Here is an 18,471-nt window from a genome sequence, read left to right as displayed (position 1 = left end):
CCTGGATAAATTAATTATCCTCGATGATTGTTCCAGTAGATGCCAATATATACGTAACTCGATTAAAATTTTTGCCACCCGAATACCGGCCTCAACATCTTGCGCATCCAATAAGCGAGTACCGTTCCTGCGCCCCATGAACTGGGATTCTGCAAGTACTCCATGTATTGATCGTTGATCATATAAGTCCGAGTGGAAGTAGGATTCTTCAGACCGAACTGTTCCCACTTCTCCGGATCATTCGAACCTCCGAGCCGCACAAGCATATTCGCTGTCTCCCTATTTATTTTATCCGGAATTTGCTCATAAGCTTGAATGACTTCCGCATGAAATTCGTTGATCGGATAGCGGTCTACAAGGCTCGTCAAATGGATGCTTTCGCGGATGTAAGAAACGTATGCCAGATGTTCAGCCCAGAACTTGTCGATATAATATAGCCGTACCCGTTGTTCCGAAGGGCCCATCTTCGTCTCGCCCTTCAAAATGCCGAGCCGCTCCTCATATAGAATACGTCTCTGTTTCTCCACCGTATCCGAATAACGGTTTAGCTCCAACCGGATATGGAAGTTTTGACCCACAATCACACGCTGAATCTGTGCGATTTTGCTGCGCAGCACCGATTCATCCAGAGCATCATCCTGTCTGAGATTGCGATAGGCAGGCGGAATCGCTGTATCAATGCCAAACCTAAGCATCAACTCGTCTTCCAGGCTTACGAAAAATACGGAGGCTCCCGGGTCTCCTTGGCGGCCGGAACGCCCGCGCAGTTGGTCGTCGATCCGCACGCTTTCGTGTACATGCGTACCGATTACATACAACCCGCCCAGCTTGGCGGCAACTTCCGCTTGGGTGGGGTCGCCCCCGCCGAGCCGAATGTCGACGCCGCGTCCCGCCATATTCGTCGACACCGTCACGGCGCCGATTTCTCCCGCTTTGGCGATGATCTCGGCTTCTTCTGCATCGTTTTTTGCATTCAGAACATGGCAAGGCACGCCAATAGCCGCAAGCGCCTCCGCCAGTATGTCGGACTCTTCGATGCTTGACGTACCAATAAGAATCGGACGTCCCGTCCTATGAGCGGACGAAATTTCTTGTATAAGCGCCTTAAACTTGGCTTCTTTATGGGTATAAATCCGGTGCGGATGGTCGATCCGCAGGTTTGGCCGATTCGGCGGAATTTGCACAACCTGCAGCACATAAGTCTCTTCGAATTCCACGGCGGAAACGTGTGCCGTAGCCGTCATTCCGCAAATCTTCGGATATAGGCTAAGGAAGTGTTGAAGGGTGATCGTACCGAGAATTTTCCCGCCGGCTAAGGATTGCAGCCCTTCTTTTGCCGTAAGTGCGGCTTGCAGCCCCTCCGGTAAATGCCTGTTCTCCGCCACGCGGCCGGTATATTCGTCGATCAGCTCGATTTTGCCGTTCCGGACGATGTAATCGACGTCTTTCTTCAATAACGACTCCGCATGCACTGCGCAATTTAGCGACGATAACAAATGACTATTACGGCTTTCGTACAAATTGCCGCATCCCAGCAGTTCTTCCGCTCTCGCAGCGCCCGCTTCATTCAAATAAACATTCCGCTGGAACTCGTCGAAGTCGTAATGTTCCTCTTGCTTAAGCTGCCTGGCCACTTCGGCGAAACAAGCGCCGTCGCTTTCGGAAGTAACCGGCTCGCCGGCGATGACCAACGGCACCCGCGCTTCGTCAAGAAGCAGCGAATCCGCTTCGTCGACGATGACATAGTGGAAAGGACGATGCACGGTGTCGGCTTCGTCCAGTGCGATCGTGTCGCGCAAATAGTCGAATCCCGCCTCTTTGGCCGTAACATAGGTGATATCCGCGGCGTACGCTTCCCGTTTTTCGGACAGGCTCATGTCCGATTGCACCGATTTTACCGTTAACCCGAGGAAACGATAGATCGGGCCCATCCACTCCGCGTCCCGGTTTGCCAAATAATCGTTAAAAGTCAGCACATGAACGCCTTCGCCGGTTAGCGCATTGAGATAAGCAGGCATCACCGCAGAGAGCGTTTTTCCTTCGCCGGTATGCTGCTCGATCAGAAATCCCTCGTGCAGAGCGATAGCAGCCATGATCTGGACATCGTAGGGCTGTAAACCGAGCGTTCTCTTCGCTGCCTCGCAGACTAGCGCATAAGCATCGACAAGCAGTTCGTCCAAAGGCGTGCCCGATTTCGCTTCCTTTCTCAGCCGGAGAGATTCCATTTGCAGCCGCTGATCGTCCCAAGCTTCCAGGTTTCGTTTCCTGATGAGCTCCACTTTGTCCCGATAGCCATTCAGCCTTTGCCGGTTATCGTGGTCTTTAAATTCCCGTATCCACTTGACGGCTAAATTCATGGCATTTTCCCTCCTTTCTACTCATCCTTTAACCGTCGTTGATACAAGACAACAGACACCATCGTTAATCCAACCGTCCATGCCAAAATAATGAAGAGGGGTTTTAACACATCTCCCGTCGTAAAACCGGCATCGCTTATACGTAGCAAATGCACAAGTTGGCTGCTTGGTACGTAATCCAGCACTTTGAAGATCGGATAATCATCCGCCAGAAACACTCCCCAAGGCGCCCCGGTAAATATGAATGCCACGGGAATTATAGATAAAGATGCATCCAGCAGCGTCCTGGAGAATAAGCCGCAGATCGTTCCGGCCGCGATGTATAGAATGATCGAAAGAATAACGGCCGCCGTAAAAGTCCATATATTGGCCGGCTTATATCCGAATATATACGTAGAAATAGCCAGAACCACAGCAGACATGATAAAGACCAGACTGCTTTTACCGATTAAAACGTCCAGGGTCGTGGCCGGAGTCAGCATTAATGATCTTAACGTGTTACGCTCCTTTTCTTCCGCAATCAAGCAGGCTTGTGCGAAACATGTCAGCAGCACAAATGAAAGATTAAGAACTGTAGCGAAAGTTCCGGCCACGGAGGCTAAGGGCAAAGACGAATCTACGCCTCGAATAAGAAGTGCTAGAACAATAGGAATAATCAACATAATGGAGATCGCGTAATTGCGTGAAAACTCTTTGTAATCCTTCACAAATATCGCTCGGGCACGTTTTAATGAGATACTCATAGTAACTCACTTCCTGTCATTTTAATAAAAATATCCCCTAGACTTGGCTCTTTCGTTTCCAATCGATCAATGAACCCTCGTTTCATCCAATCGGCGATTTGCTCGGCCGTGCCCTCATCGATCGGAAGCTCGTAGGCTTCCCCTTGGATTAACTCCACACGAACTACGTTTTCCCGATGTTGTTTTTTAAGTTCCTTGGGCGAACCGATGGCTTGGATTTTCCCTTGATACAATATCGCTACACGGTTACACATCAATTCTGCCTCTGTCATGTCATGCGTAGTTAAAAAAATCGTCGTCCCCTTCTCATTTAGGTAGCGTAAACCCTTATAAATATGTGCCGAGTTTACCGGATCCAAAGCCGAAGTAGGTTCATCCAAAAATAATAATTCCGGCTCATGAATCACCGCGCATGCCAACATGACGCGCTGGCGCATCCCTTTCGATAAGCGATGGACTTTCTTTTTGCGCTCTCCGTTTAAGTTCACAAACTGCAGCACCTTCTCGATCGCAGATCCGGGAAGATCATACAATTGGCGGTACAACTCCAGATTCTCCTCAATCGTTAATCTCTCATATAGACCGCTGTTATCCGTCAAAATGCCAAAGCGCATCTTCTGCGCAGACTGCTGCATCCTCTCCGCCGGCTCGTTAAATACGCTTGCCTGTCCGCTTGTCGGATTTACTTGCGCCGTTAAAATCTTAATGAGTGTCGTTTTTCCCGAACCGCTCGGACCCAGGAAACCGAAAATTTCCCCTTTCGGAATGGAAAAGGACACGTCCGATAACGCATCCTTATTTCCAAATCGCTTTCGAATACGTTCCACTTGGATAACATCCATGACACCACTTCCTTAGGATTGATGCCTTAAGCATATAAAGATGGTAGGCTTCCAGCCATCAAAACCCGCCGAAATGTAGCTGTTATCGCCTGAACGGTACTATAGAAGGCTGATTGGTTCGGTATTTCCCCGGAAATGGCATATGCTTACGAAGTTATATTTGCTTCGCAAACATTTTATATGTTAAGAAGCCCTTTTAATTCCTGCAATTTTGAACGGGATAACGGAACCACGGCATCTTTACCCGTATTTAATCGCAAGCTGTAGCTATTCTTCGTCCATGTAATAATCTCTCTTACTTTTTGCAGATTAACGATGTAGGATCGATGGCACCTGAAAAATCCGAAATTGTTCAGCCTCTGCTCGAGCTCGGTTAGCGTCAAAGCACAGACATAATTTTCTCCACCTACATGTACAAGGATCGAGCCATCCAAACTTTCTATGTAATCGACTTCAGGCGGATCGAATAGAATCACCTTGTCATTTCTTTTCGTATAAATCTTCTGCAGGGTGATATTGGCCCGATCTTGTTCCTGCGCTTCCTGCTTATCCTCTTCCGAGTCCCTAATATCCAGTGGATGAAATCCGAGCTCGTTCAATCGATAAATGACATCGCAGGATATCATGGCATCCTCTAAGTTTGAAGTTAGAATTAAAATCCGCTTTTCTTTCGAAAGGCCGTCCAAAATTACTTTAAAATGCCGACGGTCTTCTTCTTCCAAGTAAAAATAGGGCTCCTCCAACACGATTGTAGGCTGATGCGCAAAAAAGACGCGCAGCAATGTTACATACATCCTTTTCGATGAGCTTAGATTCTTGATTTTCACCTTACGTTCTTCTTTTAAAGCAAAATAATCCATTAACAAAGCAACACGCTCATTCCGTTCCGTTACATGGATTAGAAAAGTGATCAGCTCTTTCACCGTTAAATGCAGATACTCGTTTTGCCCAGCTCGAAGCACATAATATTGGGAACGATTTGACAATTGATCCATTAATAGCTGCTTTCGCTTTAAGTCGGTTATAATGCCAACCGGTTGGTTCGATGTCATATTTAATTCAATCTTTGGTAGGAGTATTTTCCCATCTTGATAAATTGGTTCAAATTCCATGCCGTCCTCCATGTAAACGCCGGGATATAAAAATAATAATACATTGGGGATGGTGATTTGTAAGTTTGGATCACTATCTGTTAATACGGCTGTATAATTCAAAACGACTCATAATAACAGATACCGGAGAGATACCGAACTTGGGGATGGTTTAAGGAGGTTGTCAAATTTTTCGATGTGACCGGGCCGGCACACAGATCCGCAGCCAGATATACTCCAATAAACTTCACACGCTTATGTACCAATAAACGCCATACTTATCTATTACTTCGGCACAACAAGAACTCCAAGGGAGAGAACCTAACGCAAAAAGAACGTTTCCGCCTTCTGCTAACATGGAGAATGCTTTGCTTACTTCATCCTCATGATCAAAATTAATTCCATAACTCATAGTCGGACGAGACTCTTTTAATGAGGACGCTAACATAACTTGAACAAAGGTATCATTTTGAGATTCGCTAACAGCGAATACTTGTTGTCCGTCTCTTAGCAGCTCCGCGTGCATGAATGTTCCGTCCGGAAATTTCTCGTTATATCCCAATGTCATCCCGAAGGCTTCCTTATAAAACTCTACAGCTTCAACCGTATTCTTAATGTATAACGTTGCTCCCAGTTTCACGGCTAATACCCCCTATGTCATAGTATGTTAATAATATAACAACCCCAAAGAATGCTGCCAATGCGCTAGGACGCTTACGCTCCAGATAAAAAAATGAAGCTCCGCACCCGGCCTTGACCCGAGTGGGGAGCTTTTTGAAATGACCTTATTTGATGGAAGCTTGCGTATGCCGATTAAACCCCCTCACTATGAGCCATACCGGCAAGACGATTTCGAATATCGCCCCAGGGATGTAAAGAACCTCTCCGATATCCAGACCGGCTACGGACAGAGAGCTGCTTGCCAACAGACCCGTATACCCGATCAAGCCGATAATGGACAACCATCGCGGAACTAATCCCGATCGATAGAGAATATAGCAAAATAACAAGCTTCCTAAACTCAGCACGAGCATGGCTATATCGAACAGTAAATAGTGAGCCTCCACCGCTAGACTTCCTAACGTTTGCAAGTATGAATCACCGGAAGTTCCTGCGGATATAGACTGCTTGCTTAACGCAAGAAGGATAAGCGGACCGATTAAACTTATCATCAGCAATGCCGACTCCATGACACGAGAAGCGAAGTAACCAAACGCAAACGCTTCATGATATTTCTTTATCGTCGGCTGCAGCAACATGGCAATCCCCACAACCGCTACGGCGTTAATGAGCTCCAGGAACAATCCTGCCATTACGTTAATTCGGTCGGATTCCATATGGACAAGCAAGTCAGTTCGATGCAAAATAGGATCCAACATCCCGCTTCCTATCAGAAATGAGCATGTCGACAACAAAAACAAGGCCCCTACCACTCTCTCCGTTTTTTTCATGCCTGATCCCCTCTCCTGGCTAATTGATTGCAGTATAGCTCAAAGGGGATGAGACCTATAGACACTTTAGTGTGGTTTTGGGGTTCTCGTCAGTAAGTTGAGTTCGCGGGCGCGGGCGACCGCTTCCGTTCGTCTTTGCACGTGAAGCTTTTCAAAAATCCTTCGATTATGGCCCTTGACCGTATCCAGTGCCAGGAATAGCTTGTCGGCGATCTCCCGGTTGGAGAGCCCCTGGTCGATGAGCTGCAGCACTTCCATTTCACGCTGGCTAAGCGGCTCAATCAAGGTACCGTTCAATCCGCCTTCGAGGACGCGGCTTATGCGCTCCAGACTCATCTTGGCTTCTTCTATAGCCGGGTGCGGCAGACTGCCGGCCACTTTTAGAACTTCCCGGTAATGATCTGCTGCCAGGTCAGGCCGCCCCTCCGCTTCCCTGATCTGAGCGATTCCGATCATGGCCATCACTGCCATCAGTTGATGATCGATCATGCGGCAATTCGCTATGACTTCGTTATAAGCTGCGCATGCTTCGGCGTAATCCCCCCGCCGCTGGCAAGCGACGCCCAGCATCCAGGCAGATGCCGTCCGGGCAGGCAGATTGTCCTGTCGCAAATAGGCAAGAGCTCGTCGCGATTGGGCGATGACTTGGTCTACTCCGTTTGTTCTGCTTCTCCCCGCATTTCGAGCAGGCGTAATTAAGCCGACAAGGTCCTCCGTCTTATCTTCTAGTTCCGAGACTTGCATAGCCGATTCGGCCGCTTGCAGATTCGGTTCCGCATCATTGTGATTGTCGGCTAACATCAAGGAGGCCAATGTCGCGCGAGTGGCCGCAATCCATCCGATCAGTTCCTTGACGCCAACATCTTGTTCGATGTCTTCCAATACGGCCTCTGCCGCCCGAAGCTTGTGTTCGACTCCCGTCGGCTTACCGGCAATCAATAGGGCGGAGCCATAATACACCCACAACTCCGGCCTTGCATCCAGTTCCTTGGCAGGCAACGACTTCAGCCAGTCGAGCGCCATTCTTGCAGCTCCTCGCAGATGTAAAGGCATTCCGCCGCCTTGAAGCAGACGTGCGCTTCGCGTGATATCCTTAGCTTTTACGGCATGGTGAAACGCCTCCATCTCGAAGCCATGGTCTTCGTACCAAATGCTCGCTCGCTGGTGTAACTCGGAGATATCGCCCAAAGCCATATTTTCCAGCAGCCGTCTGCGGAGGATATCCGCGAACAAGTGATGATAGCGATACCAGCGTCGTTCCTGATCCATGGGAACAATAAACAAATTTCTACGATCAAGCTCGATTAGCATGTCTTTGCCGGAAACCTCGGAATAGGCCATAAGGTCATCGCACAAAGATCCGCATAATCGGTCAAGGATAGAGGTTCGTAGCAAAAATTCCTGCACGGCCGAGGGCTGCCGTTGCAGAACCTCTTCTGCCAGGTAATCCAGCACGAAATGGTGATTGCCGGTGAAAGACTGAAGGAGCCGATCGGCATCGTGATCCTCCTGAATAGAGAGCGCGGCCAAGCGCAGGCCCGCAGCCCATCCTTCGGTGCGTGATTGTAACTCGGTTACATGATCCGTGGAGAGTTGAAGATCCATGACATGGTTAAAGAGGGCTTCGGCTTCGGTAAGCGTGAATCTCATATCTGCTGCGCGAAGCTCGGTTAATTGGTCCCGAACTCGCAACCGTGGCAAAGAAATGGAAGGGTCCTCGCGGGACGTGATGACAAGGTGCAGCTGTGCGGGAAGATGGTCCAGCAGGAAGCTTACCGCCTCGTCGACCTCTCTTGAGCTCGCCGCATGATAATCATCAAGGACAAGGATGAGAGGAGACGGAATGGCCGCAAGTTCATTAAGAAGAGCCGTCAGGATCGACTCCGTCGGTGCCGGTTGGGGGGAGTGAAGTACGGAAAGCACGCCTTCTCCTATACTCTCCTCTATAGTCTGAAGAGCGGAAATCATATACGTCAAAAAGCGCGTAAGTTCGGTGTCTCCCTGTTCAAGCGAAAGCCATGCGGCCGACCGCTTGCAACTGGCAAGCCACTCGCAGACTAACGTCGTTTTGCCATAGCCCGCCGGTGCAGAGATTAAGGTCAGTTTGCGGTGCAGACCCTTGTTCAATCTATCAGTTAACCGCTGGCGTATTACCGTCCTCGACCGAAGCGCAGGGATATATAATTTGGTGGTGTTTATTTGGGTTGACATAGGACTATTATAGCAACACCGATTATCCGTCATCAATGGGGTCAAATACTGAAACGAAACCATATCAAAATTCAAAATCCCCCGGTTTGGACACGGCAGCGCCTTTGGAGCATCGATGGCATCCAGAACTTTATGGGAGTCCCAAAATTCCCGAAATTCGCTGCTGGCTTGGCAACGCTAAATTGGGAATAATCCTCTTCCAATTAAATTTGCAGTGACAGGCTTCTTCCCTATTTCACGTGACCATATTGATAATTGACCGATGTGGTGAATCTCGTGAGCAATAACGTGCCGTAATACTTCGCCATATTTATGAGCTTCTCGTTCCCCTTCATCCGTGATATCAATCATAATAAGGTCCTCCAGGCTGTCATTCCAATCATAGATAAACGGTGCGACTTCCGTGTGGCAACGGTCGGAAAAGTCCTTGATTTGTTGCAAGCTGATCATATCCTCGAAAGGAAGGATTTCAATGTCTTTTCTTTGAATTCCCCCGCATATCCAGCCATACTCGACTGCTACAATGTGATACAAAGTGGGTAGAATGTATCCGATCCCGCCAGTATGCTTTTTCAGTAATTCCTCCTCGCTCACCGTATCACACCAATCAAACCAATCCTTGCGAACCTGCCAGTTATATTCGAATAATTTCAACATATCGCAACCTCCTATATCCGCCATTTGCTGCTATTTTATCGTATTATTCTTCACATGCAATAAGATTTTACAATGATACGCTTAATAATGTATGCCTTATTACACTTTAGGAGGTAATAAAGTGAGCAAGTACGACGAAGCCATGAAGCTGCTGGAAGACCAAGTGGGCAACAAGGACGGCCTGATCTCTCTGTCCACCATCGCGCTGGAACCGGGGGCCGATGGCAAAAGCCGTCCCGCCGCCCGTATTGTGGACGCCTATTATGAGGACGGCTCGTTCTACACTGTCACCTACGCGACCTCAAACAAGATGCAGCAGATCGCCCAAAACCCCGAAGTCGCCGTTTGTATCATCGTCGAGAACTTTACGGCCGATGGTATCGGTGAAAACCTGGGCTGGGTGTGTGACGAGAAAAACGCGGAGATGATGACAAAGCTGCGCACAATATTCGCCGAGTGGTATAACGAAGCCAATAACGACGAAGACCCTAACACATGCCTGCTGCGCATTCGTCTGACAAAGGGCCTGTGGAATGACGCCCACAAAGGGATAAGAAATGAGATTGACTTTGTCAATAAGACGGCAAATTAGGTGGTCTGTGTGGTTCGCCTTATTGGATTAATGTAAAGTAGACATTTAATAACAGACAATGTTAGCTCAAAGGGAGTGTCCGGACACTCCCTATTTTTCGCCGTTACTTATAATAGAGCCAACCGAAATGTATCAAATCAAAACGCAACAGGATTTTGTCGTTAAATCTCTCTTCCGGCATTCATGACCGTTCTATACATTTTTTCTGCTTCAATTGGACTTTCTTTTGCCGTCATATGGTGCGGAATAACACGGCAAACTTGAACCGGTCCGCCGAACACAGCCGACCTGTACTTGTCCACATGCTGCTTCGACAAGGGGCGGTTATAATAGCCGGGTACGTACTTATTGATCATTTCCTGAAGTACGTGGGTAGCTTCGTCCAAATCTGTGATTGGCTCCGCTTGACCAAATATCATTACGCTCATGTAAGCCGTATCCGTTTTGGCAGGTACCGGATCCGTGATAGTTCCGTATTCCTCACATACCGTAAAACACACCTCTGGATTTTCACTCATGACATGATTACGTCTTCCATCTCTAGCCCCGTGAAAATAGAGCTTCCCTTCCGTCCACACATAATTAAGCGGTACAACATAGGGCCGTTTCCCATCAACCAACCCAAGATACCCAATTCTCGCTTGATGAAGGAAACTTTCGATTTTCTCTTGATCCCGGCATTCCCTGACCTTATAACGAACCGAATCCATTTCGAAGTCTCTCCTTTCACTCCTAAAATATTCATCCGCTTCAATTTGTCTTAACTTCGATACTCTTCTGGAGTGCAGCAACGACCAAGTTGCAAATACCAGCGTTCTTACGGTAGTATATCAGCGAATGGATTGTGTTAAAACATCCAAACATCTCGATATTGGACAGTCCATAATCAATATCTATGATTGAATTTCTAATATGGGGGTGAGTGCGATGATGAAAGTAATTCGTAATGACAAGAGACCAATCTGGCAGCAATTGCTTGATCAAGCGATTCATAATATTACTAGCGGAATCTGGGCGCCAGGAGAATTGCTGATTCCTTCCCGCGAACTTGCGCACATGGTAGGTGTCTCTCGTTCAACTATACAGATCGTCTATGAGGAACTACTAAGTCGAGGCTATACGGTTACATCTCGCCGGGGAGGAACGCGAGTTAGTAATTGGAAGCAAGTCACGGAGTCAACGAAGAAAATAATGGCAGATGGTCCCATCCCCCCCTCACTTCCCTTATTGAACTCGGCTGTCGATCAATTACATGACTGGTTCAGAGGCAAAGAACAACAAGAAGTGGATATTGATTTTAGTCCCCATGAGCCCTATTTGGATGAACCATTTCAAAAGAACTGGCGACAATCGCTTCTCCACGCATCCGCTGCAATGGATTTATCAAACTGGTCTTACGGTGATCCCTATGGTTTTACGCCGTTACGTGAGCAAATTCAGCGTTATTTATCACTTGAACGAGGCATCCATCTCCAAACAAATCAGATTCTGTTGACCTCAGGGGCTCAGCATAGTATTGACTTAATCGCACAATCGCTTTTAGCTGACGGGGACACTGTCTCTGTTGAAGACCCCGGTTTTCCGGCTGCCTGGATGGCGATGAAATATCGGCGTATGAATGTGGTGCCCGTACCCGTTGATGAGTATGGTCTAGTGGTTGAGCATATTCATCCAAAATCCAAACTGATCTTTACGACTCCTTCGCACCAGTGCGCGGTCGGGGTCGTTATGTCGGAGCCGCGTAGGCAACAATTGCTACATAAAGCTGTTCAAGAACAATTCTGGATCATCGAGGACGATTATGATAGCGAATTTCGATATCGCGGGGAACCACTTCCTACGCTGTTTAGCCAGGCACCTAATAATACCTTGTACCTCATGAGTTTTTCTAAAATGATTGCCCCAGGCATTCGTATTTCGGCTATCGCCGGATCTGTCGAGGCGATTGCTCAACTAGCCAAAGTACAGGAGTTGACCTACCGTCATCTTCCGATTATGGATCAGATAACACTAACCCATTTCATCAAGAACGGGCATTTTATGCGCCATATGAGAAGAGTCAGAAATGTGTACCGACGAAGACACGAAGCCATGACAAAGGCCATTATGGCTAGCGGTTTAGGGGAGCGATTCACACTAAGCGGGGTAGAAACGGGACTGCATATGTTCCTTGAAGCTGAAGAGTCATACGACGAAGAAACCATGACAAAGTTAGCCCTTCAAAAGGGAATACGTGTATATCCTCTTGGACCCTATTGTTTGGAAAGCAAACGAAAGGGATGGGTGTTGGGGTTTGCAAAAGTAGATGAAGCATTGATTGAGCAGGGGATTCATCGTTTTGCGGAGTCGACCTTATAGGTCATCATGACATCCATTCCAGATAAATGAAGGTGCAGCATTAAAAATCCTTGCCGCACCCTTGAGCCGTTAAGCCAAATTTTTCGCCGTTACCTATAATACGGTTCACCGCACTGGGCAGGTGCTTTTTATTGATTATGACTTTCATACGGGTCTGATATACTTCCAAAAGCGCTGGTTTAAGCTTGACAGGCAGTAATTCTAGCGATAGCTTCTATTGATGTAGAAGTACTTCTTCAAGTTCGTATATCTCAATGCAGCATTACACTCCTCAGGTCCAAGCCCAAAAGAATCCGTCGCGGTCCCAAGCAATTCTGCCGCCGTGGAGTTTGCGGAAAGCCTTCTTCACCTCTTTAGACAGCGATGTATTTCCATTCTCATTCACGAATACGAATTGTTCGCCGAAATGGGCCTTCACATATTCAATCGCATCGGTCTGGTATAGCGTTCCCGTAGACCTGATTTCCTTGACCATCCATTCTGCCACTTCCTGTGCGGTTACTTCCATAGGATTATGCTCCTTTCTACTCGCTTATTGCCCCATTGCTGGATGTGTGGTGAGAAAAACGCGAAGATCATGACAACAAGGACCTGTGGAATGACGCCCACAACAAAGGGATCAGAAATGAGATTGATTTTGTCAATAAGACGGCAAGTTAAGTGGCGCCGTTACTTATGGTAGGGTTCAGCAGCACTGCCAGTCATACACTACTTTTGAAAAGTCCCTATTTTTCAAAGCATTCTTTGGAATAGAAAAAACACAATTCCCGGCATCCCCAAACATAATACCGCATTCATCCTCTATGTCCAGTTGCAATAACAAAAAATCATTTTCATCAAAACCTATGTAGTCATTCTGAACAAAATAAGGATACCCGCCAATTCTGCTGTCACTACTGTAGCAATCCTCGCTCAGTTTCTCATATTCTACTTTCGAAAGCTCATTCTTAAAAGTCTCATGAAACAAATCCAGGGAGGAGGACATAGGCATTTCCCTTGTTTTAAAATACATTTTTCCACTGTGCGAAAAAGGAAGATTCATCTGATACTCTTCATTTTCATAAGGATTAGTCCTTATTAAGGGTTCTTCGTTTTCTTCAAAATCTTCTATATATTTTACTAAAACAGGGCTTTCCAAACCAAACATCTCTTCATTTACAACATAAAATTGCAGCAATCCCTTTTCGGGTAATTCGTCCAGGTTTTCAAGATCCGCCAGATTTATTTGAGCTATAAACAACATGGGTTCTCCAGCCTCATCCATCGGGTAATCCTTGATATCCTTCAAGTAGGGGCAGCCACCTAATTTGCTTTCCCATGGTTTTGTTTCTTCACGTTTAAAACTTATCTCATTACTATACCTAAGCGTTCTTTTAATTAAGTCTTCGTGATCTTTCAACATTTCAGGAATCTCATATTTTATCAATTCAGGTTCCTCCATCCTTCATATCAACGTCGTTCACCAAACCACCGACAGGCCCAGAAAAGAGAGCAATACGAGTGACTGCCGCTCCCGTGCTGCTCTCTTTTATGTAAGTACGACAAGATTAGTTAGTGATCGGACTGTGACGCAAAAAAGCGTTCAATCATTATTTTCGTTTCGTGTGGACTTCTCAACTGTACTGCCTTCCCGTCTTCATCAAAAGTAAAATGCCCCTTAAATGCTTCCGGCATATCCTCATACTGTTTCTCGACTTGTTGAAGTGCTTTTTCAAAACAGGGATACCCGTACTTTTTAATTAAGAAAGGCAGCCCGAAAGCAGATCTTAAAAACTCATATTCTTGGTAGTTATAGGGGGTAGTCTCCGGCCTTTTTACCAAGATCTTCAGGAAATGATCGATGACCTTGTCGATCTCTTCTTCTGGGGCATAATGTGCTAACCCACGGATCGCGAGGAGTCTCATGTCCAAGTATCGTTCCTTTTTATAAGCTTTTCGAAAAAATTGTTCCAGCTCCAATTCCTTGCAGTGGATGAGACCATACAGAATTTTATTTCGCAACGCGATACTTTTCAATTTAAAATACAGTTGCTCAATCCATTTAGCCTCATCTGTTGTTAAAAACTCATAGTCTATATTACTTATTGCGGAGATAAACTTAGAATCACTTTCACGAAGGGAGGCCGTCGTTAAGTACTTCATCGATTCCTTGTGAAGCTGTAAAGGCATATCGTTATAACTCCTTTGCAGAGTTTCCATCATCTAATATACGAAGTCATTAAAGTACGGTAATCCCACTCTCAAAAATGACTTTCAAATCGTCACCCTCAAAGTGAAACTCAACACTCAAAGTCAAATCATTGGGTTCGCCATCCGTCGTCAGTGCATATTCGTAGGAAATTCCGCTTCCATCGTTAAAGTGGTAGAAAGATTCTTGTTGATAAACACTGCCATCTTTATAAACAGGCCTAAAGGTACATTCCACATCAAACCTATCGATCTGTTCCAACTCATTATCTTCCTTAAAACTCTCAATGACCTCTTTTAATAGCTCAACGTTCCAATCCTGCATATCATCAACTTTTTGAGCAATTTCTTCATACTTTCCGTCTGCGATGGAGTCAACAAGCTCTCTTGCAAACGCCCGAATCATGTCTTCCTCTTTGCCTAATTCCCGTTTAAGCATACCGCCTGCTCCCCTATCTTTATTCTCGTTCTCCTGCCGCATATTCGCCCGGACAGACGTCCATCACTTCTCTCGAAGGCTGGATCAGCGCCATTTCGAATCTGCAAACCCAATGCACGTCCGGCGCCATCTCCCCGTCCAGCAAGCCGGCGATCGTCTCGCCGTCGCTCACCGGCACCTCCGCTTCAAACAAGTAGGCTGCGACATTGAAGGCATGTTGTGACACGTCGTTCGGATCCAAGGTATGAAAATGGTACTGGACATCCGGAAGTCCAAGCGCAAAGAGGCCGAGCGAATCGATCAAACTGTCTTCGGTCCCATGAATCGTAAAATAGCGGATATTCATGCCGAACTGCAAGAACCTCGCGGCACCTTCGTATGGGTTATCCGTAATTTCGGCCGGGTACAGCAATTTCCCGCTTGATGGAATCCAGATCGCTTTGCAGGTCGGGAACAGGCTTACGGCAGCCTCCAGCCAATCCGCCAATAAGGCGCTGCGCGATTTATAGTCCAGCCCCGCCGCCATGAAGTCGCTGATCAGCAGCTTATAGTGACATTCCTGCAGGACGTCCTCCGCATCCGGCATCGTCCAAAACTGAGTGCGCTCCAAGTCGGTAATCGTCTCCTGTTTAAACGGAGTAACGTCTGCCATCATGACCTGGGCCGGTAGTTCCCCCTCCTTGTAGGCTACTTTATAAGCCTCTACGGCAAACGACGACAATGCGTCGTCCGGCGACACGGTATCCGTTTTTCCGCATCGGGTTTCTAACGCGTTCCGGACAACTTCCGCATTCGGCCGCTCCACTTTCTCCTCAAAAAGCAGAACCATTTGAAACAACCGCTGAAACTCACTTTTTTCATCTAAATTTTGCTGAAGTACGCGTTCGCTCTCCATTTCTCCCTACCACTCCGTTCGTATGTCGTTCCCTCTACTATAGAGATTCCCGCACGTTTCACGCAAGTCTGGAAAGGAAATTGATTCCAAAGTCCGATCTATACCACTCTCTATTCAAATGCAGGAAATATCAGTTTATAGACTCCGTCAAAATCGTCCCACACCCGTTGAATAAAGCAAACCTTTGGAGACAACGGTTCAAGGCTGTGCGCAATTGTGTTGTTTGCTTCACACCGTTCTCATGCCAGATGTTTTTAACAACGAGCGTTCCGGTTTTGCGCTCCGCGATGATCTCGGCTCGTCCAATGAAGCTCTCTCCATATAAAAGAGGCAGCACATAATAGCCGAACTTCCGTTTGATTGCAGGCGTGTAAATCTCCCAGGTGTAATCGAATCCAAACAATTCGTTGATCAGCTTTCTGTCCCACATCATATTGTCCAGCGGGGCAATCAGCTCGCAGCGAAATTTCGGCTCCGGGTTTTGCAGGACGGCTTCAATAAGCGGCAAGTCCTCGGCGCGGCAGTACAGTATATCCTTCATATGTTCCACGGCAACAGCAACAATGCGGGCTTCGTCTAATAGCTGGCGAAAAACCTCGTTGCGCTGTGCTGCTTTCAATCCCCAAATATTCAGCCATGCATCCGACGCACGATTCCATAAAAGGCCGACAGCGCCGATCCGGCGCAATACCCGCCATTTATGATGCTCCAGCTCATCCTCCAGCGGCTCTGATGCATTCAGCAGATCTGCATGTATGTAATTCTTGGCCAAATCGTAGTATTTACGCGTTCCTTTTTTATGATGGACAATCAACTCACCCGTCGAATACATCTGTTCCAGCACCGATCGGGATGAGTTGTTTCCTGCGCTCCAGTGGATGGCCGATTGCCAAGAGAAATCTCCATCCAATTTCAAATCATCCGAACTTAGTACACCGTGATTTTGGATATGAGCCCGTACTTGCACTGTCAGCGCTTCCATTTCTGGATAGCGTTCGGCATGTTGCCTCGCGGCCTGCCTGTATCGCTCAAAATACGGCCAGTCCTCGACAGGGATAATGGCCAGATTCTTATCGGGATAATCCACAAGGCTTCTATCCTCATACAGCAATTCGGCGAGCATTCCCTTGGTAAATCCCTTGATTCGCGACTGCAGCACCAATTCGGCATTTTTTCCGCAAACATCGATGGGATCGTATTGAATACAGCCAACCTGCCGGGCAAAGTCCAATACGCCTTGCTTCCCACTAAATTTATACTCGCCCAATAGTCCATGCTTCAACAACAGAAATTGCCGTGCCTGGCGGTTTGTTAATTGGATCATGTTTGCAAGGCTCCTCTTTCGTTTACTTTTCTTTAATCATACAAATTATTTACTCAAAAGAAAAGAAAAAATGCAAACATTTGTTCCTAACTTGGAAAATACGTACAAATAATACTTGCTGAGCGAAGTCATTGTCTATTTTAGCGCAATCCCGTACCAGTTATCCTTCAGCTTATCCAGCACGTACTCAATATGCTCACTATCATATTCATTTACGAGTATATCGCGACTTTCGCAATACACAATGTGATAAGGGTCCCCATAAGCGCTTTCCCAGTCGAACAAAAATTGAATCAGACTCTCTCCACCCTGCTTACTGTACCGCAGAATACTCAGCTTGCCTTCCGACAATACATCAAGCTCCCGGATTTTGCTTTGCAGGCTTGGGTTCACAACCTCGTCGAAGGAATCTATTGAAGCATTGCCACCGGTGTTGTAGAGTATTGTAACCCCGGTATCGCTTCCTTCCTCCTGCTTGTTCATCAGAAGCTCTGTCTCGTCTTTCACAGCTTCAAACAACTCGTGATGCTCCTTGAAAATATCATATTTCGCCCTGTAATACATATCGCTAAAGACGTATCCTGCCGCCACAACCAATACTACAACGGCAAGACCTATAAAAAGTTTTTTGAAGCTCATGAAATTCACCTGCCTGAACTTACTGGATTAAGCAGCTATGTATTACTTAACTAAATCAATAAAATTTATCTCACAATTAATTATGTAATGAACGGCACGTACTTTCCGTTAGAACGATCATAGTGCTGAAGCGTGAACCCATCAACTCTTACGAGTCTTTCACCAAAAAACTTGCCCCTCTTATGGTACGGTTCACCGTGATGTCTGGATCGGCAAGTTTGAAAGCCATCCTTTACGGCCCGTCAATTTCTATCTTTAAAACGTTTAATCGCATCCTCGGTCACCGGCTCGAAGAGGTTAAGAAGGTTGCCGTCGGGATCGCGGAACAGCATAGAACGGTTCCCCCACGGCATCGTGGTCGGTTCCATGACCCAATGATCGACAAACGACTTCAAGCGCACATATTCGGCCTCGACATCGTCGACGCGGAACTCAATGATGACAGTGTGATTGTTGGCTCCCACTACGGAACCGGCACCGAATAGCTGCGCTGTCTGGGAGTGGCCGATGGCAAGTGTGCATGAGGGCACAATGAGTTCGGCAAATACGGGCGCGGGTCGCTCCGCCGAAACCCCCATGACTTTCTCATAAAACTCGACGAGACGATCCACGTCGTCAGTAATGATGCGTACAGAAGCGAAATTCACAAGATATCATCTCCTTTATATTTCATGTCAAATTATAA

At 46.9% G+C, this 18,471-nt stretch carries 19 protein-coding genes; 2 read left to right on the top strand and 17 right to left on the bottom strand.

Annotation, left to right across the window (positions count from 1 at the left end):
- Positions 1-62: 62 nt before the first annotated feature.
- The 8 genes from secA2 to ACLB09_RS12620 all read right to left on the bottom strand — a co-directional run bounded on the left by secA2 (position 63) and on the right by ACLB09_RS12620 (position 9,352).
- The gene (gene secA2, locus ACLB09_RS12655; protein WP_410770196.1) at positions 63-2,357 is read right to left on the bottom strand and encodes an accessory Sec system translocase SecA2; all 2,295 of its coding nucleotides are present in this window, start codon (positions 2,355-2,357) and stop codon (positions 63-65) included.
- 17 nt (positions 2,358-2,374) lie between these two features.
- Entirely contained in the window at positions 2,375-3,100 is a 726-nt protein-coding gene (locus ACLB09_RS12650) for an ABC transporter permease (RefSeq protein ID WP_410770195.1), read from the bottom strand.
- A complete protein-coding gene (locus ACLB09_RS12645) occupies positions 3,097-3,942 on the bottom strand; it encodes an ABC transporter ATP-binding protein (RefSeq protein WP_410770194.1) in 846 nt (281 codons plus the stop codon). Before ACLB09_RS12645 ends, ACLB09_RS12650 begins: the two co-directional genes overlap by 4 nt.
- 176 nt (positions 3,943-4,118) lie before the next feature.
- Complete coding sequence (locus ACLB09_RS12640; protein WP_410770193.1) at positions 4,119-5,054, bottom strand: LytTR family DNA-binding domain-containing protein; 936 nt, start codon at positions 5,052-5,054, stop codon at positions 4,119-4,121.
- A gap of 226 nt (positions 5,055-5,280) precedes the next feature.
- The gene (locus ACLB09_RS12635) at positions 5,281-5,673 is read right to left on the bottom strand and encodes a VOC family protein (RefSeq protein ID WP_410770192.1); all 393 of its coding nucleotides are present in this window, start codon (positions 5,671-5,673) and stop codon (positions 5,281-5,283) included.
- Positions 5,674-5,818: 145 nt separating this feature from the next.
- Positions 5,819-6,484 (bottom strand): DUF4386 domain-containing protein, encoded by a 666-nt coding sequence (locus ACLB09_RS12630; protein ID WP_410770191.1) that lies wholly within the window; start codon positions 6,482-6,484, stop codon positions 5,819-5,821.
- A gap of 66 nt (positions 6,485-6,550) precedes the next feature.
- On the bottom strand, positions 6,551-8,695 hold the full coding sequence (locus ACLB09_RS12625; RefSeq protein ID WP_410770190.1) for a LuxR C-terminal-related transcriptional regulator: 2,145 nt from the start codon (positions 8,693-8,695) through the stop codon (positions 6,551-6,553).
- 177 nt (positions 8,696-8,872) lie between these two features.
- The gene (locus ACLB09_RS12620; RefSeq protein WP_410770189.1) at positions 8,873-9,352 is read right to left on the bottom strand and encodes a DinB family protein; all 480 of its coding nucleotides are present in this window, start codon (positions 9,350-9,352) and stop codon (positions 8,873-8,875) included.
- Between the two features lie 121 nt (positions 9,353-9,473).
- On the opposite strand from ACLB09_RS12620, the gene ACLB09_RS12615 reads away from it, so the two are divergent.
- Entirely contained in the window at positions 9,474-9,944 is a 471-nt protein-coding gene (locus ACLB09_RS12615) for a pyridoxamine 5'-phosphate oxidase family protein (RefSeq protein WP_410770188.1), read from the top strand.
- A gap of 161 nt (positions 9,945-10,105) precedes the next feature.
- Here ACLB09_RS12615 and ACLB09_RS12610 read toward each other — a convergent pair whose 3' ends face one another.
- Positions 10,106-10,654: a pyridoxamine 5'-phosphate oxidase family protein gene (locus ACLB09_RS12610; RefSeq protein WP_410770187.1), complete on the bottom strand. Its 549-nt coding sequence runs from the start codon at positions 10,652-10,654 to the stop codon at positions 10,106-10,108.
- A 217-nt stretch (positions 10,655-10,871) separates the two neighbouring features.
- Between ACLB09_RS12610 and pdxR the strand changes: the two genes are divergently transcribed.
- Positions 10,872-12,302, top strand: a complete 1,431-nt coding sequence (gene pdxR, locus ACLB09_RS12605) for a MocR-like pyridoxine biosynthesis transcription factor PdxR (protein ID WP_410770186.1) — start codon at positions 10,872-10,874, stop codon at positions 12,300-12,302.
- A 271-nt stretch (positions 12,303-12,573) separates the two neighbouring features.
- Here the strand turns inward: pdxR and ACLB09_RS12600 are convergent, their stop codons facing one another.
- From ACLB09_RS12600 to ACLB09_RS12565, 8 genes are all read right to left on the bottom strand, one after another.
- The gene (locus tag ACLB09_RS12600) at positions 12,574-12,810 is read right to left on the bottom strand and encodes a DUF6953 family protein (RefSeq protein ID WP_410770185.1); all 237 of its coding nucleotides are present in this window, start codon (positions 12,808-12,810) and stop codon (positions 12,574-12,576) included.
- Positions 12,811-12,987: 177 nt separating this feature from the next.
- On the bottom strand, positions 12,988-13,728 hold the full coding sequence (locus tag ACLB09_RS12595) for a YwqG family protein (protein WP_410770184.1): 741 nt from the start codon (positions 13,726-13,728) through the stop codon (positions 12,988-12,990).
- Between the two features lie 125 nt (positions 13,729-13,853).
- On the bottom strand, positions 13,854-14,471 hold the full coding sequence (locus ACLB09_RS12590) for a hypothetical protein (RefSeq protein ID WP_410770183.1): 618 nt from the start codon (positions 14,469-14,471) through the stop codon (positions 13,854-13,856).
- Between the two features lie 49 nt (positions 14,472-14,520).
- Entirely contained in the window at positions 14,521-14,928 is a 408-nt protein-coding gene (locus tag ACLB09_RS12585; RefSeq protein WP_410770182.1) for a DUF7668 domain-containing protein, read from the bottom strand.
- Positions 14,929-14,947: 19 nt separating this feature from the next.
- Positions 14,948-15,823: a DUF4261 domain-containing protein gene (locus ACLB09_RS12580; protein ID WP_410770181.1), complete on the bottom strand. Its 876-nt coding sequence runs from the start codon at positions 15,821-15,823 to the stop codon at positions 14,948-14,950.
- A 130-nt stretch (positions 15,824-15,953) separates the two neighbouring features.
- Positions 15,954-17,147 carry a winged helix-turn-helix domain-containing protein gene (locus tag ACLB09_RS12575; protein ID WP_410770180.1) on the bottom strand — a complete coding sequence of 398 codons (1,194 nt, stop codon included), beginning with the start codon at positions 17,145-17,147 and terminating at the stop codon, positions 15,954-15,956.
- A 135-nt stretch (positions 17,148-17,282) separates the two neighbouring features.
- Positions 17,283-17,786, bottom strand: coding sequence for a hypothetical protein (locus ACLB09_RS12570; RefSeq protein ID WP_410770179.1), 504 nt, complete (start codon positions 17,784-17,786; stop codon positions 17,283-17,285).
- Between the two features lie 242 nt (positions 17,787-18,028).
- Complete coding sequence (locus ACLB09_RS12565) at positions 18,029-18,433, bottom strand: VOC family protein (RefSeq protein ID WP_410770178.1); 405 nt, start codon at positions 18,431-18,433, stop codon at positions 18,029-18,031.
- Between the last annotated feature and the right edge of the window lie 38 nt (positions 18,434-18,471).

This window comes from Fontibacillus forbon, assembly GCF_046559655.1.
Classification (GTDB): domain Bacteria; phylum Bacillota; class Bacilli; order Paenibacillales; family Paenibacillaceae; genus Fontibacillus.
This window is presented reverse-complemented; position numbering and strand designations above follow the sequence as displayed.

Coding starts and splice junctions, on each gene's coding strand:
- ACLB09_RS12620 (WP_410770189.1), bottom strand. CDS start 9,352: ATGTTGAAATTATTCGAATATAACTGGCAGGTTCGCAAGGATTGGTTT.
- ACLB09_RS12575 (WP_410770180.1), bottom strand. CDS start 17,147: ATGATCCAATTAACAAACCGCCAGGCACGGCAATTTCTGTTGTTGAAG.
- ACLB09_RS12580 (WP_410770181.1), bottom strand. CDS start 15,823: ATGGAGAGCGAACGCGTACTTCAGCAAAATTTAGATGAAAAAAGTGAG.
- ACLB09_RS12585 (WP_410770182.1), bottom strand. CDS start 14,928: ATGCTTAAACGGGAATTAGGCAAAGAGGAAGACATGATTCGGGCGTTT.
- ACLB09_RS12645 (WP_410770194.1), bottom strand. CDS start 3,942: ATGGATGTTATCCAAGTGGAACGTATTCGAAAGCGATTTGGAAATAAG.
- ACLB09_RS12630 (WP_410770191.1), bottom strand. CDS start 6,484: ATGAAAAAAACGGAGAGAGTGGTAGGGGCCTTGTTTTTGTTGTCGACA.
- ACLB09_RS12570 (WP_410770179.1), bottom strand. CDS start 17,786: ATGAGCTTCAAAAAACTTTTTATAGGTCTTGCCGTTGTAGTATTGGTT.
- ACLB09_RS12600 (WP_410770185.1), bottom strand. CDS start 12,810: ATGGAAGTAACCGCACAGGAAGTGGCAGAATGGATGGTCAAGGAAATC.
- ACLB09_RS12610 (WP_410770187.1), bottom strand. CDS start 10,654: ATGGATTCGGTTCGTTATAAGGTCAGGGAATGCCGGGATCAAGAGAAA.
- ACLB09_RS12625 (WP_410770190.1), bottom strand. CDS start 8,695: ATGTCAACCCAAATAAACACCACCAAATTATATATCCCTGCGCTTCGG.
- ACLB09_RS12650 (WP_410770195.1), bottom strand. CDS start 3,100: ATGAGTATCTCATTAAAACGTGCCCGAGCGATATTTGTGAAGGATTAC.
- secA2 (WP_410770196.1), bottom strand. CDS start 2,357: ATGAATTTAGCCGTCAAGTGGATACGGGAATTTAAAGACCACGATAAC.
- ACLB09_RS12640 (WP_410770193.1), bottom strand. CDS start 5,054: ATGGAATTTGAACCAATTTATCAAGATGGGAAAATACTCCTACCAAAG.
- ACLB09_RS12590 (WP_410770183.1), bottom strand. CDS start 14,471: ATGCCTTTACAGCTTCACAAGGAATCGATGAAGTACTTAACGACGGCC.
- pdxR (WP_410770186.1), top strand. CDS start 10,872: ATGATGAAAGTAATTCGTAATGACAAGAGACCAATCTGGCAGCAATTG.